The organism is Curtobacterium luteum (assembly GCF_001475545.1).
Classification (GTDB): Bacteria; Actinomycetota; Actinomycetes; order Actinomycetales; family Microbacteriaceae; genus Curtobacterium; species Curtobacterium luteum_A.
Genome location: NZ_LDQC01000002.1, coordinates 1 through 25,030, shown reverse-complemented (window position 1 = coordinate 25,030; position 25,030 = coordinate 1). Strand labels below are relative to the sequence as shown.

Here is a 25,030-nt window from a genome sequence, read left to right as displayed (position 1 = left end):
GGTCGCGAAGGCGCCGATCAGGCCTTCGTGGCCGCGTCGATCGTGTTCTCGGCGATCGTGTCCTCCTCGCGACCGGGCGTGCGGAGGTTCCACTTCTTGATCACGAACGAGAACAGGAAGTAGTAGATGACCGCGTAGCCGAGTCCGATCGGGATGAGCCAGATCGCGCCGTCCGCCTTGCCGAAGTTCAGCACGTAGTCGATCGCACCGGCCGAGAACGAGAACCCGTCGTGGATGCCGAGCGCGTTGACGAGAGCGAGCGAGGTGCCCGTGAGGAACGCGTGGATGACGTAGAGCGGGAAGGCCACGAACATGAACGAGTACTCGAGCGGCTCGGTGATGCCGGTCACGAACGAGGTGAGCGCAGCGGAGACCATCAGCGCGCCGACCACCTTCCGGTTCTGCGGCTTCGCGTTCCGCCAGATGGCGAGGGCGCCGGCCGGCAGGGCGAACATCATGATCGGGAAGAAGCCGGTCTGGAAGATCCCCGCGGTGGGGTCGCCAGCGAGGAAGCGCGGGATGTCACCGTGGACGATGTTCCCGGCCGCGTCTGTGAAGCTGCCGAGCTGGAACCACGGGAAGAAGTTGAGCAGCTGGTGCAGACCGATCGGGATGAGCAGTCGGTTCGCGAAGCCGAAGATCCCGCCGCCGATGACGGCGTTGTCCGCGACGGCCTGGCCGGCTGCGGTGAGGGCGATGTCGAAGTAGCGGTAGACGAACGACATGAGGACCGCGATCACGAGGCCGGCGGCCGCGGTGAGGATCGGCACGAGGCGGCGGCCGGAGAAGAAGCCGAGGAAGTCGGGCATCTTCGTGCGGTGGAACCGCTGCCAGAGGCCCGCGGCGACGAGACCCATCACGATGCCGCCGAGGACGCCGAAGTTGATCGTCGCTTGGTCGCCGTTCGCGTCCTTGACCCCCTTGAGCACGATCGGCGACATGACCGCGAACACCTGGTACATGACCATGTAGCCGACGACCGCGGCGAGCGCGGTGGTGCCGTCGGACTTCTTCGCCCAGCCGATCGCGATGCCGACCGCGAAGAGCAGCGGCAGCCACGTGAAGATCGCCTGCCCCGCGGCCGAGATGACGCTCGCGCCGGTCTCGAAGCCGGGGATCGCGCCGAGGAGGTCCGGCTGGCCGATGCGGTTCAGGATGCCCGCGGCGGGCATGACCGCGATCGGCAGGAGCAGGCTCCGCCCGAGGCGCTGCGCGTTGGCGAAGAGCTTCGACTGCTTCTTCGGGGTCTTCTTCTCCGGTACGTCCGTGGCGGTGGTGGCGCTCATCGGAGTTCCTCTCGTCGTTGGGTGGAGCTTCGGGGTGCGGGTGGAGCTGCGGGTGGGTTGAGCGGTACGGGCGGGCGCAGGTACGCTCGGCGGAGACACCTGGCCGGTCCTGTCCGGTCATGACCAGTTCCGTAGTCTGAACCCGGACCGGATGCATGTCAACCCGGTGCGAACACCCTTAACGAGGAGGAAACGATGGCCGACATCAAGGCAGCCGACATCATCGCCGCGCTCGGCGGTGCCGACAACATCGACGAGGTCGAGGGCTGCATCACGCGCCTCCGCGTCGAGGTCGAGGACGGCGACCTCGTGGACAAGGCCGCCCTCCAGGCCGCCGGCGCCCAGGCCGTCGTCGGTGGCGGCACCGGCTGGCAGGTCATCGTCGGTCCGATCGCGGACAACCTCGCGCAGGACATCAACGACTCGATCGACGGCGACGAACTGTGACGGCGGTCCGCACGCCGTTCGGCGGTCCGGTCGTCGCGCTCGCGGACGTGCCGGACCCGGTGTTCGCCGGGCAGCTCGTCGGCGCCGGGGTCGCTGTCGACCCGACGGGCGTCGAGGGGCCGGTCACCGCGGTGGCGCCGGTCGACGGCACGATCGTGAAGCTGCACCCGCACGCGTTCGCGCTGCAGGGGGCCGCGGGGACGGACGTCCTCGTGCACGTCGGCATCGACACCGTCAAGCTCTCGGGCGAGGGGTTCGAGCTCCTCGCGGCCGAGGGGGACACGGTCGCAGCAGGTGACCCGGTCGTCCGGTTCACCCCGTCGGTGATCTCGGCCGCCGGGTACTCGCCGATCTGCCCCGTCGTCGTGCTCGGCTCCGCGCCGGACTCGGTGCCGCAGGGCGCCGTCGGCACCACGGTCCGCGAGGGTGACGCGCTGTTCGAGGCGTAGGTGGCGGCCACGAGACTCGGCCAGGCGGACACTTTCGCTGCTCCGCAGCCGCGGGAGTGTCCGCCCACGCGAGACTCGGCGTGCGGCGGCAGCGGTGGGCGGCGACCGCAGCCGCGACCGTCCCGCTACGCGACCGCCTGCGGCGCCGTCGCGGTGACCTCCATCTGCACGCGGTAGCGGTCCGACCGGTACCACGAGCGACTGTGCTCGACGGGGCGGTCCCCCGAGTACGACACCCGGTCGAACTCGAGCACGGGGGCACCCGTCTTCGTGCCGAGCAGCGTCGCGACGTCGTCGGCCGCCGGCTTCGCCGCCACGGTCTGCTGTGCCCGGTCGATCGGCGTCCGGTACTCGGTGGCCGCGAGGGAGTAGACCGACCCCGACAGGTCGTGGTCGAGCAGCCCGGGGAACGCCGACGCCGAGAGCCAGGCGTCGTCGATCGACACCGGCGCCCCGTCCGCCATCCGGAGGCGCTTGAGGTGGTAGGCGGTCTCGTCCTCGGCGAGCCGGAGCGCAGCGACGGTGTCGGTCGGTGGCACGCGCTCCTCGCGGACGAGGACGACCGTGGTCGGGACGTGCCCGAGTGCCCGCATCTCCTCCGTGAAGGACGCGAGGTGCAGCGTCGACTGTACCGGTCGGTGCGCCACGAACGTGCCCTTCCCGCGGACGCGCTCGAGGTACCCCTCGTTGACGAGCTGCCCGAGCGCCTCGCGCACGGTGATCCGCGAGACCCCGTACTCCTGGATGAGCTGCCGCTCGGACGGGATCGCGGCGCCGGGGGCGAGCCGCGTGGTCGCGAGGTCGAGCAGGATGCGCCGCAGTTGCTGGTGCTTGGGTTCGGCACCCTCGGTGATGCGGGTCGTCATCGCTCGGTCTGCTCCGTTGCTCGTCCTCGTGCTGCTGCCGCGGTGGTTCGCTGGGTGGTCATGCGCGGACATGACCAGTGCCCCTCACAGTAGCGATTCCACTCCGGAACGCCAACGCCCGTGACAAGATGACGGCCGTGACCTCGGTGGTGATCGTCGACGACGAGACGCTCGTGCGCTACGGCTTCGAACTCATCCTCGGGGCGGCGCCCGACATCGACGTCGTCGCCACCGCGAACGACGTCGACGCGGTCCGGGTGGTCACCGAGCACCGGCCGGACGTGGTCCTGCTCGACGTGCGGATGCCGCACGTGAACGGTCTCGACGTCCTCCGCGAGGTGCAGGCCCTGCCCGAGCCACCCGCGGTCGCGATGCTCACGACGTTCGATGCCGAGGAGTACATCGGACGCGCGATGGAGCTCGGTGCGGCCGGGTTCCTGCTCAAGGACACGGACCCCGAGGCCCTCGCCGAGTACGTCCGCGTCCTCGCCCGCGGCGGCGTGGTGCTCGCACCCGGGGTCGACCGCCGTCGGCTCTTCGCCGCCCGGACGCCGGTCGCGATCCCGCCGTTGAGCGACCGCGAGCGCGAGGTCCTCCGCTGCATCGCCGACGGCGCGAGCAACCCCGACATCGGCCGACGGCTCGGGGTGAGCACCGGCACCGTCAAGGAGGACGTCCGCGCGCTCCTCGTCGCGTTCGGCGTCCCGACGCGGGTCCAGCTCGCGCTGCGCGCGGCCGAGGCGGGACTGCTGGATGGCTGAGCACCGGGACCGGTCGCGGCTCGCGCACGTCCTGCGGGAGACGGACGGGAGGCTCGACCGCCTCGTCGACGTCGGCCTGCGCTGGGCGCGCACCCACCCGGCACCCTGGTGGGTGGTCGACGCCCTGTTCGTCGTGGCCGCCGTCGCGGACGCCGTGCTCGACATCTCGGGTGCGACCAGCGCGGAGACCGGCCTGTCGCTCCTCGCCGCGGGCGCCCTCCTCCTCCGCCGTCGGCTGCCGGTGCTCGCGTTCGCCCTCACCATGCCGGGACTGTTCGTCGGGTCGGCCGTGGTCGCGGCGAGCATCGCGCTGTTCACGCTCGGGGAGCGGACGGACCGGCGATGGCTCATGCTCGTCGCCGCCGTCGTCCAGTTCGTCGGGTTCAGCGGCTTCGTCGGACCGCCGCAGAGCCTCGACGAGCTCGTCGTCTCGATCCTCTACGCCGTGATCTTCGCCCTCGGGCCGCTGGCGATCGGGCTGCTCGTCCGGACCCGCGCGCGGCTGACCGAGCAGCTCACCGAGGTCCGGCTCGCCCGCGAGGACGAACGCCGACAGGCGGCCGAGGTCGCGCTCTCCCGCGAACGTGCCCTGCTCGCGCGGGAGATGCACGACGTCGTCTCCCACCAGGTCACACTCATCGCGGTGCAGGCCGGCGCGGTCCAGGTCGCGGGACGGGACGAGGCCGAGCGTGGGTTCGCCCGGACGATCCGGCAGCTGTGCGTCGTGACGCTGCAGGAGCTCCGCGAGATGGTCCAGGTGCTCCGCGCATCGGGCGGCACCGCGCGGGAGATCGCCCCGCAGCCGGTGCTCGCCGACCTCCCGCGACTCATCGCCGACAGCGGCCTCGAGACGACCGCGACCGTGGACCTGCCGGAGTCGCTCGGCCAGCCCGTGCAGCGCGCCGTGTACCGCTTCGTGCAGGAGGGCCTCACGAACGTCCGGAAGCACGCCCCCGACGCGGCCGTCCGGGTGAGCGCCCGGATGCACGACGGTGTGGTCCTGGTCGACCTGGTGAACGGTCCCGCGCGGGCCGAACGGCTCGAACTGCCCGGGTCGGGGCTCGGCCTGATCGGGCTCGGCGAACGCGCGTCCCTGCTGGGCGGTTCGCTCGAGGCCGGTCCGCAGCCCGGCGACGGCTACGCGCTGCACCTCCGCATCCCCGCCGACCACACGCCGCCGGTCGGATGAAGTCCGGGTGGCCGATCGGCCACCCGAGGATCACGCCCCGGAGCGATGTGCCGACACCCCGCACCCCGCTTCGATGGGACCGTGGCACTCGTTCCCGTCCTCTCCCGGCTCCGCTCGCTCCCGGTGACCGTCGCCGTCGCGGTCGTCGCGGCGGTCCTGATCGTCTCCGCGCGGATGATGCACTCCGAGCCGGACTTCCCGCACCACCCGCCGGTGGCGTGCCTCGCACTCGTCGCCGTCGTCCTCGCGACGCTCGTCGCCGAACGTCGGCTCGGCTCGCTCCGGACGGTCATCGTCGGGGTCGCCGCGCCCCTGCTCGCCGCGGGCACCACGCTCGCCGTCGTGAGCCTCGGGTCGGCGCTCGGTGAAGCGCACGCGGAGGCCGCGGTCGGGCAGCCCCTCACCGCGCCGTCCACGGTCGCCGCGGCGCTGCTCGGTGCGGCGTCCGCCACGATGCCGACGCAGTCGCGGTGGCGCGTCCGCGCGGTGCTCTGGACCGTCGTGCTCACGCTCGTGCTGTTCGCGGGCCACGGGTCGGACCTGGCCCGTGCCCTGGCGACCCTCCTCGGGACCGCAGCCGGCTCGCTCGTCGCGCCCCGTGCCTCCCGGCCGGTCGAACGCTCCGGACGCGCGGTACCGCCACCGCGGACCCTCGTCGTCGCGACCCTGAGCGCATTCGGCGCCGGCACCCTGGTGACCCTCGTCGTCCCGCAGGCCGACGGTGTCCTGTCACCGTTCGCCGACGCGATGAGCGACCGGTCCGTCGCCGCCGTGGGCGTCCTCCTGCTGATCGCGGCGTGGCTCGTCCAGCACGGTCGGCGCCTCGGCGTGACGATCGCGGTCGGCGTCCTCGTGACGCTCACCGCGGTGCTCGCCGACGCGTTCCTCATCGAGCCGGTGCAGGAGGGCGGTGTGCAGTGGCAGGGTCTCGGCCTCGACGCACTCGAGTGGCAGGTCACCCTCCTCGGCGCCTGGCTGGTGCCCGCCACCGTCGTCGTCGTGGTCCTCGGGCTGCACGGCCGCCTCGTGCGTGCACGCTTCCGCGCCGTCGACGGGTCACAGGCCGCGCTCGTCGAGATGCTCCGCGACGGGGACGCCGGCAGCCTCGGGCACATGGGCACCTGGCACGGCAACGCCACCTGGGTGCACCCGGACGGCCTCGGTGCGGTCGCGTACCGCGTGCACGGCGACGTCGCACTGAGCGTCTCCGACCCTGTGTGCGCCGCCGTCGACCGGCCCGCCGTGCTCCACGCCTTCGCGGACGCCTGCGAACGCAACGGCTGGGTCCCCGCGTTCACGAGCGTGCACGAAGCCGTGCGGGAGATCCTCGCGGCCGACGGCTGGACGTCCGTTCCGGTCGGGGTCGAGGCCGTGCTCGACGTCACCGCGTTCAGCCTGAGCGGCAAGAAGCGCCAGGACCTCCGGACAGCATCGAACCGCGCCGACCGTGAGGGCGTGCGTGACGAGTGGACGACGTTCGCCTCCCTGTCGCCCGCGCACCGCACCGAGGTCGAGGTGATCTGCACCCGGTGGGCGGCCGACCGACGTCTGCCGGAGATGGGCTTCACACTCGGCGGGCTCCGGGAGCTCGACGACCCGGACGTGCGGCTCATGCTCGCGATCGACGCCGAGGACCGCGTGGTCGGGGTCACGAGCTGGCTGCCCGTGCACGAGCGGGGCGCGCTCACGGGGTGGACGCTCGACGTGATGCGCCGCGGCGAGGACGGGATGCCCGGCGTGATGGAGTTCCTCATCGCCCGCACCGCCCTCCGCGCCCGCGACGCCGGCCTCACCACGATCAGCCTGTCCGGGACACCGCTCGCCGTGCACCCCGGTGCCGGGGTCCTCGTCAGCCGTGGCGCCGCCGTGCTCGCCCGTGTCCTCGAGCCGGTGTACGGATTCCGGTCGCTCCAGCGGTTCAAGGAGAAGTTCGGCGCCCGGCACGAGCCGCTCTGGCTCGTCGTGCCGACACCGCTGCACGTGCCCCGGGTCGCTCGGGCGCTCGCCACGGCTTACGTGCCAGGGCTCCGGCCGAAGCACCTGTGGGCGCTCCGCCAGGCGCACCGGCGGTCGCACGTCCCGGAGCAGCGGCCGTCCGCTCCCGCCGGCCGCGCGTGACCGTCACCGCGTGGCTCCTCGCCACCCAGCTCCAGGCGCCGTCCAAGCTCGTCCCGATCGACCTCGCGTTCGTCGTCGTCGCCCTGCTCGTGCTGCTCCCCGCGGTCCGGGGGCGTGCGGCTGCCTGGCGCTCCCCGGCCGCCTGGCGCGCTGTCGGGCTGCGTGCGGGCATCGCGGCCGCCGCGGCCGTGGTCGTGGTCATCGTCTGCTGGGTGACGAGCGACGTGCTGAACCTGTTCGGAGTGGCGCTCAGCCCCGTGACGCGCATGTGGTGCGCGCTCGCCGCCGCGGCCCTCGCGCTCGCGGTCACGGCCCTGGTGCAGGGCGGACGCTGGCGTCGGGCCACCGCGGTCGTCCTCGTGCCCGCCGCGCTCCTGGTGCCCGCACTCGGGGTGAACGTCGAGTTCGCCAAGTACCCGACGCTCGGGACCGTCGTGCAGAGCGACCCCTACCCGGCGTTCGACCCGGAGGCGGCGCCCGCCGTCACGATGCCGACCGTCGGCGAGGTCCGCACGGTCACGATCCCCGGACGCCGCTCGCACTTCGACGCCCGGCCCGCGATCCTCTACCTGCCGCCGGCCGCCCTCGTCCGTGATCCCCGCCCGCTGCCCGTCGTGCTCGCCTTCGCCGGTCAGCCCGGTGCGCCGAGCGACATGTTCACCGCCGGGCAGATGGGCACCGTGCTCGACGCCTACGCCCGGGCCCACCACGGTCGTGCGCCGATCGTGCTCTCCGTCGACCAGCTCTCCGCGCCCGGCCGGAACACGATGTGCGTCGACTCGAAGCTCGGCGACGTCGACACCTACGTCACCCGGGACGTCCCGGCGTGGGCGGAGTCACACCTGCCCGTGACGCCGGACCGGGCGCACTGGGGGCTCGTCGGCTTCTCGCAGGGGGCGACCTGCGCGGTGCAGTTCCTCACCGGGCACCCGTCCGACTTCGCGGCGGCGCTGGCGATCTCGAGCGAGCTGCAGCCGATCGACCAGTCGCCGCAGCACAGTGCGGACCAGGCGTTCGGCGGGTCCGTCGCGCGGTGGAGGGCCGCCGCACCCCGGGCGCTCATGACCGAGCACGCGCCCTACCACGGGCACGACCTCTGGCTGACGGCCGGGTCGAGCGACCGCGAGTTCACCGAGAACGCTCGACTGCTCGGTGCCGCGGCGGCACGCGCGGGCATCCGGACGCGGTTCGTGCCGGCGCCGAAGAGCGGGCACGACTGGAACACCGTGCAGTGGTCGCTGCGCTCGCAACTGCCGCAGCTCTGCGACGCACTGTCCGGCTGACCGGCGGTGCGCGCGGGTCAGGCGTGCGCGACGAGCCAGTCGTGCTGCGTCTGGCTCAGCGCCCGGTCGGACCACACCTGGCGCTCGACGCCGGCGGGCGTCGGCGCCGAGCTCGTGCTCTGCCACACGAGCGACAGGCCCGACCGTCGGAGGACGACCGCTGATCCGGCGTTGTTCGTGAGCACCCGCCCGGTGACGGGGACGTCCGCCGCGGTGTCGTGCGCCGCCCGGACCGCGGCGGCAGCGGCCTCGGTCGCGTAGCCGTTGCCCCAGGACTCCGGGAGGAACCGGTAGCCGAGGTTCCACACGTGCCCGGCGGTCATGTCCACCCCAGCCACCCCGAGGAACGTGCCGTCGTGCACCGAGCGGACTGCCCAGGAGCCGAGGCCGTGTCGGATGCGTCCGCCGATCTTCGCCTGGACCAGTTCGACCGTCTGCGCGCGAGAACGGTGACGGCCGGCGGGCAGGTGCTGCCACGTGCGCGCGTCCGAGAAGAGCGCGTGCACGTCGTCGACGTCACCGGGGGTCAGCGGTGACAGGAGCAGTCGATCCGTTCGGATCTCCTGCGCGGGGACCAGGAGCTGGTGGACCATGCTCCGATCCTCACCCCCGCCACCGACATCCGCGTGAACACCACGCGACATCCGCGCGACCCGGCTGCTCTCGTGCGGTTCCCCGCACGACGCGGGCTCGGTCGAGCAGGAGCACGCACTCAGTCGAGCAGGAGCGCCGGCTCCTCGAGCACCGAGGCGACGTCGTGCACGAACCGCGACGCCACGTCCCCGTCGACGACCCGGTGGTCGAACGAGGCTCCGATGGTCGTCACCATGCGCGAGCGGACCTCGCCGTCGACGACCCACGGCTTCGGCTTGATCGTGCCCATCGCCACGATCGCGACCTCTCCCGGGTTGAGGATCGGGGTACCGGTGTCCATGCCGAAGACACCGATGTTCGTGATGGACACCGTGCCGTTCGCCATCTGCGCGGGGGTCGTCTTGCCGTCGCGCGCGGTGATCGTCAGCTGCTCGAGCGCCTGCGCCAGCTCGAGGAGCGACATGTCCTGCGCGTCCTTGATGTTCGGGACGATGAGCCCGCGCGGGGTCGCCGCGGCGATGCCGAGGTTCACGAAGTGGTGGACGATGATCTCGCTGTCGGTCCAGGTCGAGTTCACCGAACGGTTGCGGCGGACGGCCCAGATGACGGCCTTCGCCACGATGAGCAGCGGCGAGACCTTCACACCCGCGAACGTCGGCGAGGCCTTGAGGCGCTTGACGAACTCCATCGTGTGCGTCGCGTCGACGTCCACGAACAGCGACACGTGCGGAGCGGTGAACGCCGAGGTGGTCATGGCGGTCGCGATGGCCTTGCGGACGCCCTTCACCGGGATCGTCTCGCTGCGCACCTCACCCCACTCCGGCGTCTCGATGTTGCGGAAGACGCTGGCCTGCTTCGCGTGCCGGATGACGTCGTCGCGGGTGATCTCACCCGACAGACCCGTCGCGACGATCTCGCTCAGCTCCACCCCGAGGTCGCGGGCGAGCTTGCGGATCGGCGGCTTCGCGAGCACGTTCGTCGCCACGCTCTGCTTGCGCGGGCGCGTGCCCTGGCTGGCGACGGCGTCGGCGGTCGAGTCCTCACCAGGGTCGGCCGAGGCCTCGGCGCGTGCGGCGGCATCCGCGCTGGAGGCGCGGCTCGCCTCGGCGGCGAGGGCGGCGGCCCGGCGGGCTCCCGGCTTCCGACGCGAGGGGGCGGAGGTCGCGGAACCGTAGCCGACGAGGACGGCACCGGACGTCTCGTCGGTCCCGACGACGGCCGCGCCGTCGGCGACGGACGTCGGTGCCACGGGCTGCGCCGCGGCCGCGGGAGCGGCCGGTGCGACGGGCACCTGCGCGGCGGGAGCGGCAACGGCCGGCGCTGCCGCGGGGGCGGGCGCCGCAGGGGCGACGGTCGGCTCGGACGCAGCAGCGGTCGGCGCAGCCGGAGCGGGCGCGACGGGGGCGACCGCCGGGGTGGACGCGACCTCGGGCGAAGCCGGGGCGGCGGCGACGACGGGGGCCGCGCCTCCCGGCTGGCCGCCTGCGAGCGCATCGGAGTCGACCCGGATGATCGGACGGCCGACCTCGACCGTGTCGCCCTCGGCGACGAGCAGCCCGGTCACCGTGCCGGAGAACGGCGACGGGAGCTCCACGAGCGACTTCGCCGTCTCGATCTCCACGAGGACCTGGTCGACGGCGATCTCGTCCCCGATGGCGACACGCCACTGGACGATCTCGGCCTCGGTGAGGCCTTCGCCCACGTCGGGCAGGGGGAATTCGGCGGTGGCCACTACGGCTCCTTCGACGTCGTTCGGGTCGGACGGGGGTCAGTACGCGAGGGCGCGGTCGACGGCCTCGAGGACACGGTCGGCGTCCGGGAGGTGCAGGTGCTCGAGCTTCGACACCGGGAACGGCACGTCGAAGCCGGACACCCGGAGCGGCGGCGCCTGCAGCGTGTAGAACGCCCGTTCGGCGACCGTCGCGGCGATCTCGCTGCCGACGCTCACGAAGCCGGAGGCCTCCTGCGCGATGACGAGGCGGCCGGTCTTGGCGACGGAGGCGAGCAGCGGCTCCCAGTCGATCGGGGAGATCGAGCGGAGGTCCACGACCTCGCAGCTCGTGCCCTCCGACTCGGCGATCTCCGCGGCCTGCATGAGGGTCGCGACCATGGCGCCGTGCCCGACGAGGGTGACCTCGGTGCCGGTGCGGGCGACGCGGGTCGTGTGCATCGGCACGTGGCCGTCGACGAGGTCGACCTGCCCCTTCGGCCAGTACCGGGACTTCGGCTCGAGGAAGACCACCGGGTCCTTCGACGCGATGGCCTCCTGGATCATCCAGTAGGCGTCGTTCGGCGTGCTCGGGCTCACCACACGGAGGCCCGCGGTGTGCGCGAAGTACGCCTCCGGGGACTCCTGGTGGTGCTCCACGGCACCGATGTGGCCGCCGTAGGGGATGCGGATGACGACCGGGAGCGACATGTGCGCCGGGAGTCGGTTCTGCATCTTCGCGAGCTGCGAGGTGATCTGGTCGAAGCCGGGCCACACGAAGCCGTCGAACTGGATCTCGACCACCGGGCGGTAGCCGCGCAGGGCGAGACCGATCGCGGTGCCGATGATGCCGGACTCGGCGAGCGGTGTGTCCCGGACGCGCTCGGGGCCGAAGCGGTCCTGCAGCCCCTCGGTGATGCGGAACACGCCGCCGAGCTGACCGATGTCCTCACCCATGAGCAGGACCTTGTCGTCGGCCTGCATCGCGGCGGCGAGCCCGGCGTTGAGCGCCTTCGCCATCGTCAGCGTGGGGGTGGGGTCGCTCGGGACCTCGCCGGCGCCGGGGTGGGCGCGGAGGGTGTAGTCGAAGAGCTGCTCGGTGGTGCTCATCAGTGGGCGCTCCCCTCGAAGCCGGCTTCGTACTGCTCGAGCCAGGCCTTCTGCTCGGCGACGAGCGGATGCGGCTCGCGGTACACGTTGTCGAACATGACGTCGACGGCCGGCGCGGTGAGCTCGACCGTGCGGCGTCGGACGTCGGCGGCGAGGTCCTCGCCCTCGGCGTCGAACGCGGCGAACTGCTCGTCGGTCGCGCCCTTCGAACGCAGGTAGGCCTCGGAGCGGGCGATCGGATCACGACGCACCCAGTCCTCGAGCTCGCCGTCGGCGCGGTACCGGCTCGGGTCGTCCGAGCTGGTGTGGGCGCCGATGCGGTAGGTGTCGGCCTCGATGAACGCCGGGCCCTGGCCGCTGCGGGCGTGCTCCGTCGCGACGACGGACGCCGTGTAGGACGCCAGGATGTCGTTGCCGTCGATGAGGACGCTCGGGATGCCGAAGCCCCGCGGACGGTCGACGAGCGGGGTCGGCGACTGCACCGTCACCGGGACCGAGATCGCCCAGTGGTTGTTCTGGAGGAAGAACACGACCGGTGCCCGCGTGGAGGAGGCGAAGACGAACGCCTCGTTCACGTCACCCTGGCTCGTGGCGCCGTCACCGAAGTACACGATGGAGCATGCGTCGACGTCCGGGTCGCCCGTGCCGACCACGCCGTCGAGCTTCTGGCCGAGGGCGTAGCCCGTCGCGTGGAGCGTCTGCGAGCCGATCACGAGCGTCGAGATGTGCGTGTTGCCGCGCTCGTCCGGGTCCCACCCGCCGTGGGTCTGACCGCGGTACATCGCGATGATCTCCATCGGCTCGACGCCACGCTCGGTGGTGACGGCGTGCTCGCGGTACGACGGGAAGACGTGGTCCTGGGCGCGGAGCGCGAACACGGAGCCGGTCTGCGCGGCTTCCTGCCCGTGGCTCGGCACCCAGAGACCGAGCTGCCCGGTGCGCTGGAGGTTGTGACCGGCGTGGTCGAACCGACGGGTGAGGACCATGCGGCGGTGCATCGCCAGCAGGGTCTCGTCCGGGATCGCACGCGCTGCGGCGGCGAACTCGGCGTTCTCGTCGGTCTCCACGAACCGGCCCTCGGGATCGAGGAGCCGGACGGTGGTCGTCGCGGGGGCCGCGGCGCGGAATGACATGCGGGCCAGCGTAGCGGCAGCGCTCAACGCGCCGATGTGAGGTCCCCCACAAGCGACCGGGCCGTTTCGAGGAGCGTTTCCACAGCCTCGTGTTCGCCGATCGAGACGCGGATCCCCTCGGGCGGGAAGGCCCGGACGATGATGCCCGCGGCCTCGAACGCCTCGGCCGCGGCGGCCGTCCCGGCTCCGGTCGGCAGCCACACGAAGTTGCCCTGCGCGTCCGGCACCGGCCAGCCCTGCTCCCGGAGCGCCGTGACGATGCGGTCCCGGCTCGCGGCGAGTTCGGCGACGCGTTCGAGCAGCTCGTCCTCGCGCTCGAGGCTCGCGAGCGCCGCGGCCTGTCCCTGTGCCGTGACGGAGAGGGGGATCGCGCACGCGCGGACGGCGTCGAGCACGTACTGGGGACCGATGGCGTACCCGACCCGGAGCCCGGCGAGTCCGTACGCCTTCGAGAACGTCCGCAGGACGACGAGGTTCGGGAACCGGCCGATGAGCGCGCCGCCGCGGACCGCCGACGGATCGGTGACGAACTCGGCGTAGGCCTCGTCGAGGACGACCAGCACGGTCGCGGGCACCGACGCCATGAAGCGCTCGAACTCGTCCGCGGTGACGATCGGCCCCGTGGGGTTGTTGGGCGTGCAGACGATCACCATGCGCGTGCGCTCGGTGACGGCGGCGGCCATCGCGTCGAGGTCGTGCCCACCGTCGGGCCGGTTCGGCACCTGGACGCTGGTCGCACCCGCGACGGTGACGACGCCGGGGTACGCCTCGAACGACCGCCAGGCGTACACGACCTCGTCGCCGGGTGCGCTCGTGGCCTTCGCCAGCTCGTGCAGGATCGCGACACTGCCGGGAGCGACGTGGACCTCGTCGGCGCTGACGTCGAAGCGGCGGGCGAGCTCGGCGCGGACGGCGAGGGCGGTGGCGTCGGGGTAGCGGTTGAACGCCGTCTGCGCCTGGACCGCCTGCACGACACCGGGGAGCGGCGGGAAGGGGTTCTCGTTGCTGGAGAGCTTGAAGGCGTCGGCCGCCGCCTGGCGACCCTGCTTGTAGGCGGGGAGCACCGCGATGTCGGGGCGGATGTGGACGCGCTCGTCGCTCATCACAGCAGGTTAGCGGCACCCTCGCGGCTGCACGACGGCATCATGGGCGCATGCGATTCCTCGTCCGCCTCGTCGTCAACGCCCTCGCGCTCTGGCTCACCACGCTCCTCGTGAGCGGCGTCTCCGTGACCGCGTTCGGGGACGGCGGCACGACCGCGACCGTCCTCACCTACCTGCTCGTCGCGTTCGTGTTCGGTCTCGTCAACGCCGTGATCGGCACGATCATCCGGATCGTCGCGTTCCCGCTGTACATCCTGACCCTCGGACTCATCTCGCTCGTCGTGAACGCGGTGCTGCTGCTCATCGTCGCCGGGATCTCGACGGCGATCGGCTTCGGCCTGCAGGTCGAGTCGTTCGGCTGGGGCATCGTCGGCGCCTTCGTGCTGGCCGTGTTCGCCTGGCTGATCGGCCTCTTCGTCCGGCCGGTCCTCGACCGCGGCCGCGCGTGACCGCACCGGGCACCGGTGCTCGACCCCGGCCGCGCGTGACCGCACCGGGCACCGCCGAAGCGCACCTCCGACGCGCGTGAGCGCGCACGTACCGGGGGCGACCAGCCACACGGCGGCGTCGGCCCCGGAGACCCGCACCGTGCCTCCTGGCCGGACCACGGGTGTCGCCGACGACACCGCACTGCGCCATGATGTCCCCATGACACAGGACGCCGACGCCCCGTTCCGCGTCTCGTTCGTCTGCAGCGGCAACATCTGCCGCTCCCCCATGGCCGGCATCGTCTTCGCTCAGCTCGCGGCCGACGCCGGGCTCGGCGACCGGTTCGTCGTCGAGTCCGCCGGAACCGGTGACTGGCACGTCGGCGAGCCCGCGGACGAGCGAACGATCGCGGCCCTCGCCGCGCGCGGATACGATGGCAGCAGGCATCGCGCCCGCCAGTTCGACCCGGACCGGTTCCCGGACCTCGACCTGGTGGTCGCACTCGACCGCTCCCACGAACGCGTCCTGCGATCGTGGGCCCCGACCATGGACGACGCCGCCAAGGTGACGCTCCTCCTGCGGTACGACGACGCCTGGCCCCAGCAGACCGACGTGCCGGACCCGTACTACGCGGACCGGCACGAGTTCGACCGAGTGCTCTCGACCGTCGAGCGGGCCTGCCGGGCGCTCTTCCGACAACTCGAGCCGGCAGTCCGTCAGGGAGCCCCATGACCCCCCTTCCCCCGCAGCCGATCAGTCCGCTCGACGGGCGGTACTACCCGATCGTGCACACGGTGGGCGAGCACCTGTCCGAGGCCGGTCTCAACCGCGCGCGCATCGTCGTCGAGGTCGAGTGGTTGGTCTTCCTGACCGACCACGCGATGTTCACCACCTCGCCGCTCAGCGTCGACGACAAGGCCTCGTTGCGCCGCGTCGCGGAGACGTTCGGGCAGGAGCAGATCGCGGAGCTCGGCGAGATCGAGGCCACGACCCGGCACGACGTCAAGGCGGTCGAGTACTTCGTCCGTCGTCGTCTCTCGGACCTCGGGCTCGACGCGATCGCCGAGCTGACGCACTTCGCGTGCACGAGCGAGGACGTCAACAACCTGTCCTACGCCCTCACCGTCCGCGACACCGTCGACCAGGTCTGGCTCCCGGCGTTCAAGGCCGTCATCGCGGCGCTCCGCCAGATGGCCGAGGACCTCAAGGCCGTGCCGATGCTGTCGCACACGCACGGTCAGCCGGCCACCCCGACGACGCTCGGCAAGGAGCTCGCGGTCGTGGTGTACCGCCTCGAGCGCGTCCTCGCACAGGTCGAGGCCACCGAGTACCTCGGCAAGTTCAGCGGCGCGACCGGCACGTTCTCGGCGCACCTCGCCGCCGACCCCGAGGCCGACTGGCCGGCGCTGTCGCGCGAGTTCGTCGAGGGCCTCGGCCTGACGTGGAACCCGCTGACGACGCAGATCGAGTCGCACGACTGGCAGGCCGAGCTGTACGACCGGGTCCGCCACGCGAACCGCATCCTGCACAACCTCGCGACCGACGTGTGGACCTACATCTCGATGGGGTACTTCACGCAGATCCCGGTCGCGGGTGCAACGGGCTCGTCGACGATGCCGCACAAGATCAACCCGATCCGGTTCGAGAACGCCGAAGCGAACCTCGAGATCTCGTCCGCGCTGTTCTCCACGCTCTCCGAGACCCTCGTCACCTCGCGGCTCCAGCGGGACCTCACCGACTCCACGACGCAGCGGAACATCGGCGTCGCGTTCGGGCACTCGCTGCTCGCGCTCGACAACCTCCGTCGCGGGCTCTCCGAGATCGCCGTGAACGAGACCCGCCTGGCGGAGGACCTCGACGGCAACTGGGAGGTGCTCGGTGAGGCGATCCAGACGGTGATCCGCGCCGAGGTCACGTCCGGACAGTCGAACATCGAGGACCCGTACGCGATGCTCAAGGAGCTCACCCGCGGCAAGCGCATCGGCCAGGCCGACCTGGTCGCGTTCGTGAACGGGCTCGACATCTCGGACGGCGCGAAGGCCCGGCTGACGAACCTCACGCCCGCCACCTACACGGGGCTGGCGGACGAGCTGGTGGACCACCTCGACGTGTGACGTCCCCCGTCCGACGGCCGTCTCCGCGATCTGCGGGGGCGGCCGTCGGCGTTCGCGGCGGCGATCGTCTTCCTCGTAGGCGGGCCTGCGCACCGGCCCGTCCGGCGGGCGGGGCGCGCTCCGGCGCTGGCGCGGCGGCCCGGGCCACGCCGCCGGTTCCCGACCGACGCGCGCCAGCGGCGGGCAGGCCGTGCCGGTGGGGAGCGGCGCGGGTCGGCCCCGCCGCGGACGTCACCCCCTCAGGTGGTGACGTCGCGCGCCTCGGCGACCAGTGCCTCCAGGACGGTGCGCACCCCGGGACGGACCGCACGGTCCGGACGGACGAGCGCGTCGATGCGCCGCCCCGCGCGGACGTCCGCGAGCTCCGCCAGGTGGAACCGCCCGGCGGCTCGCGTGCCGGACGTGTAGCGCGGCACCAGGGCGATGCCGTGCCCAGCGGCCACGAGGTTCTCGATCACCGGCAGGTGGATCGTCCGGAACGCGACGCTCGGCGGGGTGTCCGTCGCGGCGGCGAGCGCGGTGAGGACGCGGTCGATCGGGTAGTCCTCCGGGACACCGATCCACGTCTCCCCCACCACGTCGTCGATCCCGACCCGTCGGCGCCCGGCGAGCGGGTGGTCCGGCGGGAACGCGACGTCGAGCGGCTCCCGGAGGAGCGGGACGGTCTCGAGGCCGGACCGACCCGCGGGTGGCGCCCCGTCCGGCCGGTGCCCGACGACGACGTCGTGGTCGGCGGCCAGCGGCCCGAACTCGTCTTCGCTGACGTCCACGTCGACCAGCACCAGCTCGATGCCGGGGTGCTCGCGCATCCGGGTGAGGAGGCCGGGCAGCAGCAGCTCCGCGGCGGACGGGAAGATCGCGAGGTCCACCCGGCCGACCGCTCCGCCGACGTGCTCGCGCCAGGCGGCGTCGACCTCGGCGACCGCCGTGGCGATCCCCGCGGCGAGTCCGGCGAGCACCCTGCCGTCCTCGGTGAGGCGGACGCCACGGCCGCTGCGCTCGACGAGCGGTGTGCCGACCTGGCGCTGGAGGGTACGGAGCTGCTGCGAGACGGCGCTCGGCGTGCGGTGGACGGCCTCGGCGACGGCCGTGACGCTGCCGCGCTCGGCGAGCTCCCGGAGGACGGCGAGGAGCTGCACGTCGAAGTCGACCATGCAGGGACCCTACAACCTCGGTGTCGAACTGTGCGCTGGTGCTACAGCTTCTCGACCACCATCGTTGGAGGGTGCTCGCCCGTGACCGTCTCCTCGCCGTCGTCGTCGCCGTGGCCTGGGGGCTGAACTTCCCCGCCACCGCGCTCGCGCTCGACCACTTCCCGCCGTTCCTGCTCGCGGCGCTCCGGTTCACGCTGCTCGCGGTGCCGACGGTCCTGCTCGTGCCGCGCCCGCGCATCCCGTTCGGACGGCTCCTGCTCGTCGGGCTGGGGCTCGGCGTGCTGCAGTTCGCGTTCCTCTACCTGAGCATGGCGTCCGGGATGCCGTCCGGGCTCGCGTCGCTCGTGCTCCAGGCCTCGGCACCGTTCACCGTGGTGCTCGCGGGGGTGTTCCTCCGGGAGCGGCTCACCGGCCGGCAGGTCGTCGGTGTCACGGTGGCGGTGTGCGCCCTCGCCGCGATCGCCGTGCACCGGGCGCAGGCGGCGGCACTGCTGCCGGTCGTGCTCGCGCTGAGCGGTGCGCTCGGGTGGGCGATCGGCAACGTCGCGACCCGGCGGGCGGGGGCCTCGAACCCGCTGCACCTGACGCTGTGGTGGTCGATCGTGCCGCCCGTGCCGATGGCCGTGCTGTCGCTGACGGTCGAGGGGCCGTCACGCATCGGCCGGGCGCTCGGCACCGTGTTCACGCCCGCGGCCCTGCCGGCCGACCTCGGGCTGCTCTACATCGTGCTCGTGGCGACGCTGGTCGGGTACGGCATCTGGTCGCGGCTCCTGGCGACGTACCCGTCGAGCACCGTGGCGCCGTTCTCGATGCTCGTGCCGGTGATCGGGGTGCTCGCGTCGTGGATGGCGTTCGGGGAGGTGCCGGACGCGGTCGAGGTCGTGGCGGGGGCGGTCGTCGTCGGGGCGGTGCTGTGGTCGTCGCGGCCGGCTCGGACCGGGTTGCCGGGCGGGCCGGGCGCGGCGGACGTGCCGGGTGTCCCGACGCCGCCGCTGGGCGCTGCTGGTGCGGCGCTCCCGCTGCTCAGCCCCGGTGCTCCCGACGCTCGGCGATGATCCCGGCGAGGGCGCCCCGCAGCTCCGGGTACCGGAACTCGTAGCCCGCTTCGAGGAGCCGTGTCGGCACCACCCACCGGCTCTTCAGGACGAGCTCGGTCTCGGTGCGGATCGCGAACGACCCGATCTCGAGCATCCACCGCGTGGTCGGGAGGCCGATACGGCGCCCGACGGCGTCGCGGATGGTCGCCATCACGGTCCGGTTGTCCGACGGGTTCGGACTCGACACGTTGACCGGACCCTCGATCTCCTCGTGGTCGCGGACGAAGCGGATCGTCCCGAGCACGTCGGCGATGTGCACCCAGGAGAACTTCTGCCGCCCTCGGGTGCGGCGGTGTTCGTGGTAGGTGCCCGCGCGGAGCCGCGCTCGGGTCGGGAACCACGAGCCGTCGTACTGCGGGCCACCGAGTCCGGCCTGCGCCAGGCGGAGCAGTGGCACGAGGGCGCTCCCGTCACCGAAGACGATCGCCATCCGGAGCGCCACACGCCGGGTCCGGGGCAGGTCGGCACCGAAGAACGCCTGCTCCCACGCCTTCGCGATGCCGACGGAGAAGCCCTCGCCGAGCTCCCCCGTCAGTTCGTCCTGCGGACGGTCGTCAGCGTGCCGGTAGATCGTCGCGGTCGAGGCGTTCACCCAGAGCGGTGGTGGGTGCTCGCTCGTGCGGATCGCCTCGGCGAGCTCCAGCGTCGTGTCCACCCGGGAGCGCAGGATCTCCCGCCGGTTCCGCCGGCCGTACCGACAGTTGACGCTCTTGCCCGCCATGTTGACGATCATCGCCGCGCCGTCGACGAGCTCGCGGATCCGGAGGGTGTTGCCCCACACGGCGTCGCCGGTCCGGCCGACCGTCACGACCTCGTAGCCCTCGTCCGCGAAGGCGCGACGGAGGTACTGCCCCACGAAGCCACTCGCCCCTGCGACGACCACCCGGGGCTTCGACGTCGGTCCTGGTGCTGGCGCTGGCATCAGCGTTCTCCTTCCGGCACGACGGCGTAGCGGAACGCCCCCTCGTACCGGTACAGCGTGCCGACGATCGGTGCCCGGAGCACCAGGGACACGCGCTGCAGGTCCGCATCGTCATCGAATCGTTCGACGAGCGTCACACGCGGTGCGACAGCGGCAGGGAGGCCCCACTCGCGTCCCAGCGCCCGGAACGTCACGCGCGTGGAGACCAGGCGCAGTGCTCCGGCGTCGGGTCCGTCCGGGTCGACCTCCGCCCGGAGGAGGGCGCTGACGCGCCCGTGACGGCCGAGGTGGTCGACGAGGCCGTCCGGTCCCGCGGTGATCGCGTCGACCATCGTGCGGTCACCGGCGCGGAAGCGGAACGTCCGGTGGGCCCGGACCGCGACGTGACCCTGGGTCCCCGGTCCGCGTCCGACCCGCACCGGCCGGTTCTCCACGGTGAACGGCACGTCCTGCTCCCACACGGGGAACATCACCGCGTCGCGGGCGAACCAGACGAGCACCGGCCAGAGCCATCGCCGTGGCGTGCCGACGACGTCGAACACGCCGGTGCCCCTGCCCACGTGGCCGGGCGGTACCGCGCCGAAGTAGGTGCGGAGTCTCGGATGCAGCCCAGCCAGGACGTCGGCGGGCGTGCTCAGTTCGTACGGCGACCGGACCACGTCCTGATCCTGGCACGGCGTCGGTGACGACTCCTACGATGGCGGCATGGGACACGACCACGGTCACGCGCACGGCCACGCCTCGGAGCGTGCGCTGCTCGTCGCGTTCTGCATCTCGGCGGGGATCCTCCTCGCCGAGGTCGTGGGAGCCGTGGTCACCGGGTCCCTGGCGCTGCTGGTCGACGCCGGGCACATGGTCGTCGACACGGGCGGGATCGGCATCGGGCTCGTGGCGACCCGGCTCGCCCGCCGGAGCCCGACGGCGCAGCGCACGTGGGGGTACCAGCGCGCCGAGGTGCTCGGTGCCACGGCGCAGGCGGCGATCCTGCTCGCGGTCGGTGTGTTCGTGATCATCTCCGCGATCCAGCGGCTGTTCGTCCCGGCGGAGATCCACTCGGGTCCGCTCCTGGTGTTCGGCGTGGTGGGACTCGTCGGCAACCTCGTCGCCTACGCGGTGCTGCTCCGGGCCTCGGGCGAGGGCTTCACCTCGCGCGCCGCCCGGCTCGAGGTCCTGAACGACACGCTCGGCTCGGTCGCGGTCATCCTCGCGGCGGTCGTGCTCATGGTCACCGGGTGGGAGCGTGCCGACTCGGTGGCGGCGATCCTGATCGGGCTGCTCATCCTGCCGCGGGCGCTCCGGCTGCTCCGCGAGACCGCGAACGTGCTCCTCGAGTCGACGCCGCCGGGGCTCGACCTCGACGCCGTCCGCGGCCACATCCTCGAGCTCGACCACGTCATCGCGGTGCACGACCTCCACGCCACCCTCGTCGCGACGGGCGTGCCGAACCTCACCGCGCACGTCGTGGTGGACGACCACTGCTTCAACACCGCGCACGCGCCGAGGATCCTCGACGAACTGCAGCAGTGTGTGGCGCAGCACTTCGACGTCCCCGTGGAGCACTCGACGTTCCAGCTCGAGCCCGCCTCCCACCGCCGGCACGAGCACGAGGTCCACGCCTAGCCGGTCGAGCACGCGACGCCCGTCGGCCGTGCGCCGCCGGGGAACGACTCGACCGCTGTCGCACGACGACCACGCGGTCGCTCCTTGTCGACGATCGCTCGCCGCGTGCGCAACGAACGACGCCGCCGCTGTCGCACGACGACGACGCGGTCGTTCGACGACGACGGCGGCGACGAGCGGGACCGCGGAGGTCAGCAGCCGTCGGTGCGCGTGGGGTAGGCGGTGATGACGCGGTCCGTCGTGGCCGAGACGATGACCTTGACGAAGGGCTCGCGCTCTGGGCGTGATCCGTCGTCGAACGACATCGGTGCGACGAAGCAGACCTTGCCGTCGCCGGCGTCCTGCGGGTAGCCCGAGCGCGGGCTCGTCAGCGCCGTCCGGACCGCGGTGAGCATGGCGTCGTCCCAGTCACGCGAGCCCCGCCCGCCGAGGACGTCGGTCCAGTCCTGGTCGTGCCGGACCCGGATGTGCTCGTACCCCTGCGCGGAGGTGCCGCACTGGAGCACGACCCGGCCGAGGGCGTCGGTGTCGTACCGCGCCACGAGCTGTCGGCTGTCCGCGTCGCACCGGTCGAGGACGTCGGCTCCGGGCAGGTCCGGTCCGTCGCGCGTGATCACCACGACGCCGTCGCTCGGCAGCGTGGGCCCTGGGACCGACGGACCGCTGGTCGCGGCGCCGTCGTCGAGGACCGGCTCGTCGACGCCCCGCTCCGCGGTGAGCGCGAGCCCGCCCGTGAAGAGTCCGGCGGCGACCACGGCGGCGACGCCGGTGACGACGGACCGGCGGCGCTTCTGGGACATGCGGACAGTATGCCGGACGGGCACCGCGCCTCCAGGCGGAGGTCGGGACCCGCCGACCTACCGCGCTGACCCGGCCCGCGCCGCGAGCCGCTGTCCGGCGAACACGGCGAGCACGGCCACGAGCACCACGTACCCGACGAGCACGACGATCGTCGGGAACACCAGCAACGCCGCGCCGACCGCGACCACCGGGACGGTGAGCCCCGCGTAGGCGATGAGGAACGTCGCCGCGAGCACCCCACCTCGACGCTCCGGCCCCACGAGGGCGCCCGCGCTGGCGATCGACGCGCGGAAGAGCAGCCCCACGCCCGCACCCGCGACCACGCCGCCGCCGATGAAGCCCCCGACCTGCAGGAGCACCGCGGCCACGGCCAGCACCGCGAGCCCACCGACGAGGAGCACGACGCCGAGCCGGATCTGGCTCCGCTGCGACAGCCGGGCGAACACGAGCTGGCTCAGCGCGCTCGCGGCGAACACCCCGAACGTGGTCGCTCCCGCGGCGAGTCGGTCGGTCACGTGGAACGTCGTGGCGAGGAACGTCGGCGCGACCGAGGTGAACAGGCCCTGGACGGCGAGTGCCGCGAACGCTCCTGTGCCGGCGGCCCAGAACGCCGCACCCTGCCCCTCGGGAGCCTGGAGGCGCTGCGGGCGGTACGGCACCGGCGACACCGGACGGTCGACCGTCTCGGGCGCAGCGAGCACCACGACGAAGGCGATCGTCAGCGCGATGACGAACACGACGTACGGGACCATGAGGGGCTGCCCGACGAACTCCGCCAGCGCGCCCCCGACGAGGGCGCCGAGGGACAGCCCACCGAGGTTGACCGCACCCGCGGCCACGCTCGCGCCCTTCGCCGACGCCTCGGAGCCGGTCGCCCGGACGCGCAGCTCGCCGAGGTGCGCGGTCGCCGTCGCCGTCAGGGTGCCGACGCCGAGGCCGGTGACGAGCCGGGCGACGACCAGACCGGTGACGTCGTTCCACACCAGGAAGAGCACGGCGGCGAGGAGCTCGAGCGCGACCGACACGAGGATGAGCGGCTTCCGACCGTGGACGTCACTGAGGTGCCCGGCGAGCCAGAGGGACCCGACGACGCCGACGCCGTACGCCGCGAAGACCACGGTCGTCGTGATCGTCGGGAAGCCGTCGCGCGCCTGGTAGATGACGTAGAGCGGAGCGGGGACGGTCGCGAAGGCCATCACCGACAGGAACGCGAACGCGACGGCCCAGAAGCCGGCGTCGTGGCGACGACGCGTGTGGGCCCGACGACCACGCGGAGCGGGTGCGACCTCGGCGGACCGACTCGATCCGGTGCGGTGCTCGATGACTGACATGGTCCGATCCTCTGCTGCGAGTGCCATCGAGTCCAACGGATACTCTTGATGGCTGCCATCGATCTGGTCGATGATCGGTGGATGGAGACCCGCCTGCTCGAGCAGTTCGTCGCCGTAGCCACCGAGGGCAGCGTCACCCGCGCCGCGGAACGGCTCTGGGCCGCGCAGTCGACGGTCTCCGCCGGCCTCGCCTCGCTGGAGCGGTCGCTCGGCGTCCGCTTGTTCGAGCGCACCGGTCGCTCACTCGTGCTCACGACCGCGGGTGAGGACCTGCTGCCGCACGCCCGCGCCGTGCTCGAGTCCCTCGACCGGATGCGCGACCTCGCGACCGTGGACGACGCCGACCTGCGCGGCCGGGTGCGGCTCGGGATCTTCACGAGCATGGACATCGTCGACCTCACCGGAGTGCTGCGGCGGTTCCGGCAGCGGCACCCGCTCGTCGCGGTGGAGTTGATGACGTCGCCGTCCGGGACGACCGGACTCGTGCAGGACCTCGTCGCGGGGCGCATCGACCTCGCGTACTCCGGCTTGCCGAACCCGCCGAGCGGCGTCGTCGTCGAGCCGCTGCGGGAGCTCCCGTTCCGGGTGTTCACGGCGCCGGACCACCCCCTCGCCGGTCGGAGGTCGGTGTCGCTCGCGGAGCTCGCGGACGAACCGTTCGTCGACACGGCGCACGGGTTCGGGAACCGGGTGATCCTCGACCAGGCACTCGAGCAGCGGGGCATCCGACGCCGGATCGTCGCGGAGATGAACGACATGCCGGCGGTCGTCCGGTTCGCGGCGGCCGGCCTCGGGGTCGGGGTCGTGCCGGACCCGGGGGTGCGACACGAGGGCGCGGTGCTCGAGCTCGAGGACGACGTCCCGCCGCTGCGGATCGGCCTCGCGATGCGCACCGCCCCGGAGCCGAACCGCGCGACGCGGACACTGGCCCGCGACGTCGTCGCGGCACGCGTCGGGTAGGACCCGACCGACGGACCGGAGGCACGGTGCGGGGCCGCCCCGCGCCTCCAGGCCGTCAGTCCCCCCAGATCTCCCCGACGATCGCGGGCAGGAGCCCGTTCGTCGGGAAGTCGGTCTGCATGATGTCGATGGTCAGGCCGCCGCGGGTGAAGTACGTTCCCCGGACGTCGTCACCGCTGTCGGTGCCCGGAGTCCAGCTGCAGACACGGCCACCCAGCCGTTCCTCGCAGGTCGGGTTCGATCCGGTGACCATGTCCGCGATCCCGGCGTCCGCGTCCACCGCGGCCGGGCGGACCACGACGGAGATGTAGGCGACGACGCCCTCGTTCTTCCACGTGCAGGACAGCGCTTCGCCGGGGTCACGCAGACCCTGGATGCGGTCGTCGCCGTCCGGCTGCCGCTGACCACCGTCGGCCGTCCAGATCGTCGCCGTCTGCCGCGCGGCGCCGAAGAAGCGGGCGTAGTCCGCGGACGGGACCAGCAGGTAGCAGTCGCCCGGTACCCGGCCCCGGGCCTCACCGGCCGTCGGGGTGGGCGTCGGGGTCTGCGCCGGGC

At 72.6% G+C, this 25,030-nt stretch carries 25 protein-coding genes; 12 read left to right on the top strand and 13 right to left on the bottom strand.

Going from position 1 to position 25,030, the window contains the following annotated elements:
* Positions 1 to 17 precede the first annotated feature (17 nt).
* Positions 18 to 1,286, bottom strand: coding sequence for a PTS transporter subunit EIIC (locus NS184_RS00325; RefSeq protein ID WP_058724158.1), 1,269 nt, complete (start codon positions 1,284 to 1,286; stop codon positions 18 to 20).
* A gap of 195 nt (positions 1,287 to 1,481) precedes the next feature.
* Here NS184_RS00325 and NS184_RS00320 point away from each other — a divergent pair, with 195 nt between their 5' ends.
* On the top strand, positions 1,482 to 1,733 hold the full coding sequence (locus NS184_RS00320; protein ID WP_022903753.1) for a PTS transporter subunit EIIB: 252 nt from the start codon (positions 1,482 to 1,484) through the stop codon (positions 1,731 to 1,733).
* Positions 1,730 to 2,182 (top strand): PTS sugar transporter subunit IIA, encoded by a 453-nt coding sequence (locus NS184_RS00315; RefSeq protein WP_058724157.1) that lies wholly within the window; start codon positions 1,730 to 1,732, stop codon positions 2,180 to 2,182. Before NS184_RS00320 ends, NS184_RS00315 begins: the two co-directional genes overlap by 4 nt.
* Positions 2,183 to 2,307: 125 nt before the next feature.
* On the opposite strand, the gene NS184_RS00310 is transcribed toward NS184_RS00315, so the two are convergent.
* Positions 2,308 to 3,048: a GntR family transcriptional regulator gene (locus tag NS184_RS00310; RefSeq protein WP_058724156.1), complete on the bottom strand. Its 741-nt coding sequence runs from the start codon at positions 3,046 to 3,048 to the stop codon at positions 2,308 to 2,310.
* Between the two features lie 128 nt (positions 3,049 to 3,176).
* Between NS184_RS00310 and NS184_RS00305 the strand changes: the two genes are divergently transcribed.
* The 4 genes from NS184_RS00305 (at position 3,177) to NS184_RS00290 (ending at position 8,399) form a co-directional block, all read left to right on the top strand.
* Complete coding sequence (locus NS184_RS00305; RefSeq protein WP_058724155.1) at positions 3,177 to 3,809, top strand: response regulator; 633 nt, start codon at positions 3,177 to 3,179, stop codon at positions 3,807 to 3,809.
* The gene (locus NS184_RS00300) at positions 3,802 to 4,998 is read left to right on the top strand and encodes a histidine kinase (protein ID WP_083513323.1); all 1,197 of its coding nucleotides are present in this window, start codon (positions 3,802 to 3,804) and stop codon (positions 4,996 to 4,998) included. Before NS184_RS00305 ends, NS184_RS00300 begins: the two co-directional genes overlap by 8 nt.
* 81 nt (positions 4,999 to 5,079) lie before the next feature.
* The gene (locus tag NS184_RS00295; protein ID WP_058724154.1) at positions 5,080 to 7,116 is read left to right on the top strand and encodes a bifunctional lysylphosphatidylglycerol flippase/synthetase MprF; all 2,037 of its coding nucleotides are present in this window, start codon (positions 5,080 to 5,082) and stop codon (positions 7,114 to 7,116) included.
* Positions 7,113 to 8,399: an alpha/beta hydrolase gene (locus tag NS184_RS00290; protein WP_152997975.1), complete on the top strand. Its 1,287-nt coding sequence runs from the start codon at positions 7,113 to 7,115 to the stop codon at positions 8,397 to 8,399. Before NS184_RS00295 ends, NS184_RS00290 begins: the two co-directional genes overlap by 4 nt.
* A 17-nt stretch (positions 8,400 to 8,416) precedes the next feature.
* On the opposite strand, the gene NS184_RS00285 is transcribed toward NS184_RS00290, so the two are convergent.
* The 5 genes from NS184_RS00285 to NS184_RS00265 all read right to left on the bottom strand — a co-directional run bounded on the left by NS184_RS00285 (position 8,417) and on the right by NS184_RS00265 (position 14,047).
* Positions 8,417 to 8,992, bottom strand: a complete 576-nt coding sequence (locus NS184_RS00285; protein ID WP_058724152.1) for a GNAT family N-acetyltransferase — start codon at positions 8,990 to 8,992, stop codon at positions 8,417 to 8,419.
* 119 nt (positions 8,993 to 9,111) lie between these two features.
* A complete protein-coding gene (locus tag NS184_RS00280) occupies positions 9,112 to 10,725 on the bottom strand; it encodes a dihydrolipoamide acetyltransferase family protein (RefSeq protein ID WP_058724151.1) in 1,614 nt (537 codons plus the stop codon).
* Between the two features lie 36 nt (positions 10,726 to 10,761).
* Positions 10,762 to 11,721 carry an alpha-ketoacid dehydrogenase subunit beta gene (locus NS184_RS00275; protein ID WP_058724246.1) on the bottom strand — a complete coding sequence of 320 codons (960 nt, stop codon included), beginning with the start codon at positions 11,719 to 11,721 and terminating at the stop codon, positions 10,762 to 10,764.
* Positions 11,722 to 11,810: 89 nt separating this feature from the next.
* Positions 11,811 to 12,944, bottom strand: a complete 1,134-nt coding sequence (locus NS184_RS00270; RefSeq protein ID WP_058724150.1) for a thiamine pyrophosphate-dependent enzyme — start codon at positions 12,942 to 12,944, stop codon at positions 11,811 to 11,813.
* Positions 12,945 to 12,967: 23 nt separating this feature from the next.
* On the bottom strand, positions 12,968 to 14,047 hold the full coding sequence (locus tag NS184_RS00265; RefSeq protein ID WP_058724149.1) for a histidinol-phosphate transaminase: 1,080 nt from the start codon (positions 14,045 to 14,047) through the stop codon (positions 12,968 to 12,970).
* 50 nt (positions 14,048 to 14,097) lie between these two features.
* Between NS184_RS00265 and NS184_RS00260 the strand changes: the two genes are divergently transcribed.
* The 3 genes from NS184_RS00260 (at position 14,098) to purB (ending at position 16,590) form a co-directional block, all read left to right on the top strand.
* On the top strand, positions 14,098 to 14,496 hold the full coding sequence (locus tag NS184_RS00260) for a phage holin family protein (RefSeq protein ID WP_058724148.1): 399 nt from the start codon (positions 14,098 to 14,100) through the stop codon (positions 14,494 to 14,496).
* 199 nt (positions 14,497 to 14,695) lie between these two features.
* The gene (locus tag NS184_RS00255) at positions 14,696 to 15,208 is read left to right on the top strand and encodes a low molecular weight protein-tyrosine-phosphatase (RefSeq protein ID WP_058724147.1); all 513 of its coding nucleotides are present in this window, start codon (positions 14,696 to 14,698) and stop codon (positions 15,206 to 15,208) included.
* Positions 15,205 to 16,590 carry an adenylosuccinate lyase gene (gene purB, locus NS184_RS00250; RefSeq protein ID WP_058724146.1) on the top strand — a complete coding sequence of 462 codons (1,386 nt, stop codon included), beginning with the start codon at positions 15,205 to 15,207 and terminating at the stop codon, positions 16,588 to 16,590. The genes NS184_RS00255 and purB overlap by 4 nt, the downstream gene beginning before the upstream one ends.
* Positions 16,591 to 16,829: 239 nt before the next feature.
* Here purB and NS184_RS00245 read toward each other — a convergent pair whose 3' ends face one another.
* A complete protein-coding gene (locus NS184_RS00245) occupies positions 16,830 to 17,744 on the bottom strand; it encodes a LysR family transcriptional regulator (protein WP_058724145.1) in 915 nt (304 codons plus the stop codon).
* 71 nt (positions 17,745 to 17,815) lie between these two features.
* Here NS184_RS00245 and NS184_RS00240 point away from each other — a divergent pair, with 71 nt between their 5' ends.
* Positions 17,816 to 18,799, top strand: a complete 984-nt coding sequence (locus tag NS184_RS00240; protein WP_058724144.1) for an EamA family transporter — start codon at positions 17,816 to 17,818, stop codon at positions 18,797 to 18,799.
* Here the strand turns inward: NS184_RS00240 and NS184_RS00235 are convergent.
* Together NS184_RS00235 and NS184_RS00230 are read right to left on the bottom strand one after the other, a co-directional pair.
* Positions 18,768 to 19,763, bottom strand: a complete 996-nt coding sequence (locus tag NS184_RS00235; RefSeq protein ID WP_058724143.1) for an epimerase — start codon at positions 19,761 to 19,763, stop codon at positions 18,768 to 18,770. The genes NS184_RS00240 and NS184_RS00235 overlap by 32 nt on opposite strands.
* The gene (locus NS184_RS00230; protein WP_058724142.1) at positions 19,763 to 20,422 is read right to left on the bottom strand and encodes a DUF4166 domain-containing protein; all 660 of its coding nucleotides are present in this window, start codon (positions 20,420 to 20,422) and stop codon (positions 19,763 to 19,765) included. Before NS184_RS00230 ends, NS184_RS00235 begins: the two co-directional genes overlap by 1 nt.
* Positions 20,423 to 20,468: 46 nt before the next feature.
* Here NS184_RS00230 and NS184_RS00225 point away from each other — a divergent pair, with 46 nt between their 5' ends.
* Positions 20,469 to 21,383 carry a cation diffusion facilitator family transporter gene (locus NS184_RS00225; RefSeq protein WP_058724141.1) on the top strand — a complete coding sequence of 305 codons (915 nt, stop codon included), beginning with the start codon at positions 20,469 to 20,471 and terminating at the stop codon, positions 21,381 to 21,383.
* 191 nt (positions 21,384 to 21,574) lie between these two features.
* Here NS184_RS00225 and NS184_RS00220 read toward each other — a convergent pair whose 3' ends face one another.
* Together NS184_RS00220 and NS184_RS00215 are read right to left on the bottom strand one after the other, a co-directional pair.
* Positions 21,575 to 22,183 (bottom strand): hypothetical protein, encoded by a 609-nt coding sequence (locus NS184_RS00220; protein ID WP_058724140.1) that lies wholly within the window; start codon positions 22,181 to 22,183, stop codon positions 21,575 to 21,577.
* Positions 22,184 to 22,240: 57 nt separating this feature from the next.
* Positions 22,241 to 23,515, bottom strand: coding sequence for an MFS transporter (locus NS184_RS00215; protein ID WP_058724245.1), 1,275 nt, complete (start codon positions 23,513 to 23,515; stop codon positions 22,241 to 22,243).
* Between the two features lie 48 nt (positions 23,516 to 23,563).
* On the opposite strand from NS184_RS00215, the gene NS184_RS00210 reads away from it, so the two are divergent.
* Positions 23,564 to 24,475, top strand: coding sequence for a LysR family transcriptional regulator (locus NS184_RS00210; protein ID WP_058724139.1), 912 nt, complete (start codon positions 23,564 to 23,566; stop codon positions 24,473 to 24,475).
* A 55-nt stretch (positions 24,476 to 24,530) separates the two neighbouring features.
* Here the strand turns inward: NS184_RS00210 and NS184_RS18095 are convergent.
* On the bottom strand, positions 24,531 to 25,030 hold a 500-nt coding region (locus NS184_RS18095), incomplete at its 5' end, for a hypothetical protein (RefSeq protein ID WP_058724138.1).

Coding starts and splice junctions, on each gene's coding strand:
- NS184_RS00305 (WP_058724155.1), top strand. CDS start 3,177: ATGACGGCCGTGACCTCGGTGGTGATCGTCGACGACGAGACGCTCGTG.
- NS184_RS00310 (WP_058724156.1), bottom strand. CDS start 3,048: ATGACGACCCGCATCACCGAGGGTGCCGAACCCAAGCACCAGCAACTG.
- NS184_RS00225 (WP_058724141.1), top strand. CDS start 20,469: ATGGGACACGACCACGGTCACGCGCACGGCCACGCCTCGGAGCGTGCG.
- NS184_RS00220 (WP_058724140.1), bottom strand. CDS start 22,183: ATGTCCCAGAAGCGCCGCCGGTCCGTCGTCACCGGCGTCGCCGCCGTG.
- NS184_RS00210 (WP_058724139.1), top strand. CDS start 23,564: ATGGCTGCCATCGATCTGGTCGATGATCGGTGGATGGAGACCCGCCTG.
- NS184_RS00275 (WP_058724246.1), bottom strand. CDS start 11,721: ATGGCGAAGGCGCTCAACGCCGGGCTCGCCGCCGCGATGCAGGCCGAC.
- NS184_RS00320 (WP_022903753.1), top strand. CDS start 1,482: ATGGCCGACATCAAGGCAGCCGACATCATCGCCGCGCTCGGCGGTGCC.
- NS184_RS00285 (WP_058724152.1), bottom strand. CDS start 8,992: ATGGTCCACCAGCTCCTGGTCCCCGCGCAGGAGATCCGAACGGATCGA.
- NS184_RS00235 (WP_058724143.1), bottom strand. CDS start 19,763: ATGCCAGCGCCAGCACCAGGACCGACGTCGAAGCCCCGGGTGGTCGTC.
- NS184_RS00255 (WP_058724147.1), top strand. CDS start 14,696: ATGACACAGGACGCCGACGCCCCGTTCCGCGTCTCGTTCGTCTGCAGC.
- NS184_RS00265 (WP_058724149.1), bottom strand. CDS start 14,047: ATGAGCGACGAGCGCGTCCACATCCGCCCCGACATCGCGGTGCTCCCC.
- NS184_RS00245 (WP_058724145.1), bottom strand. CDS start 17,744: ATGGTCGACTTCGACGTGCAGCTCCTCGCCGTCCTCCGGGAGCTCGCC.
- purB (WP_058724146.1), top strand. CDS start 15,205: ATGACCCCCCTTCCCCCGCAGCCGATCAGTCCGCTCGACGGGCGGTAC.
- NS184_RS00270 (WP_058724150.1), bottom strand. CDS start 12,944: ATGTCATTCCGCGCCGCGGCCCCCGCGACGACCACCGTCCGGCTCCTC.
- NS184_RS00215 (WP_058724245.1), bottom strand. CDS start 23,515: ATGTCAGTCATCGAGCACCGCACCGGATCGAGTCGGTCCGCCGAGGTC.
- NS184_RS00300 (WP_083513323.1), top strand. CDS start 3,802: ATGGCTGAGCACCGGGACCGGTCGCGGCTCGCGCACGTCCTGCGGGAG.
- NS184_RS00260 (WP_058724148.1), top strand. CDS start 14,098: ATGCGATTCCTCGTCCGCCTCGTCGTCAACGCCCTCGCGCTCTGGCTC.
- NS184_RS00325 (WP_058724158.1), bottom strand. CDS start 1,286: ATGAGCGCCACCACCGCCACGGACGTACCGGAGAAGAAGACCCCGAAG.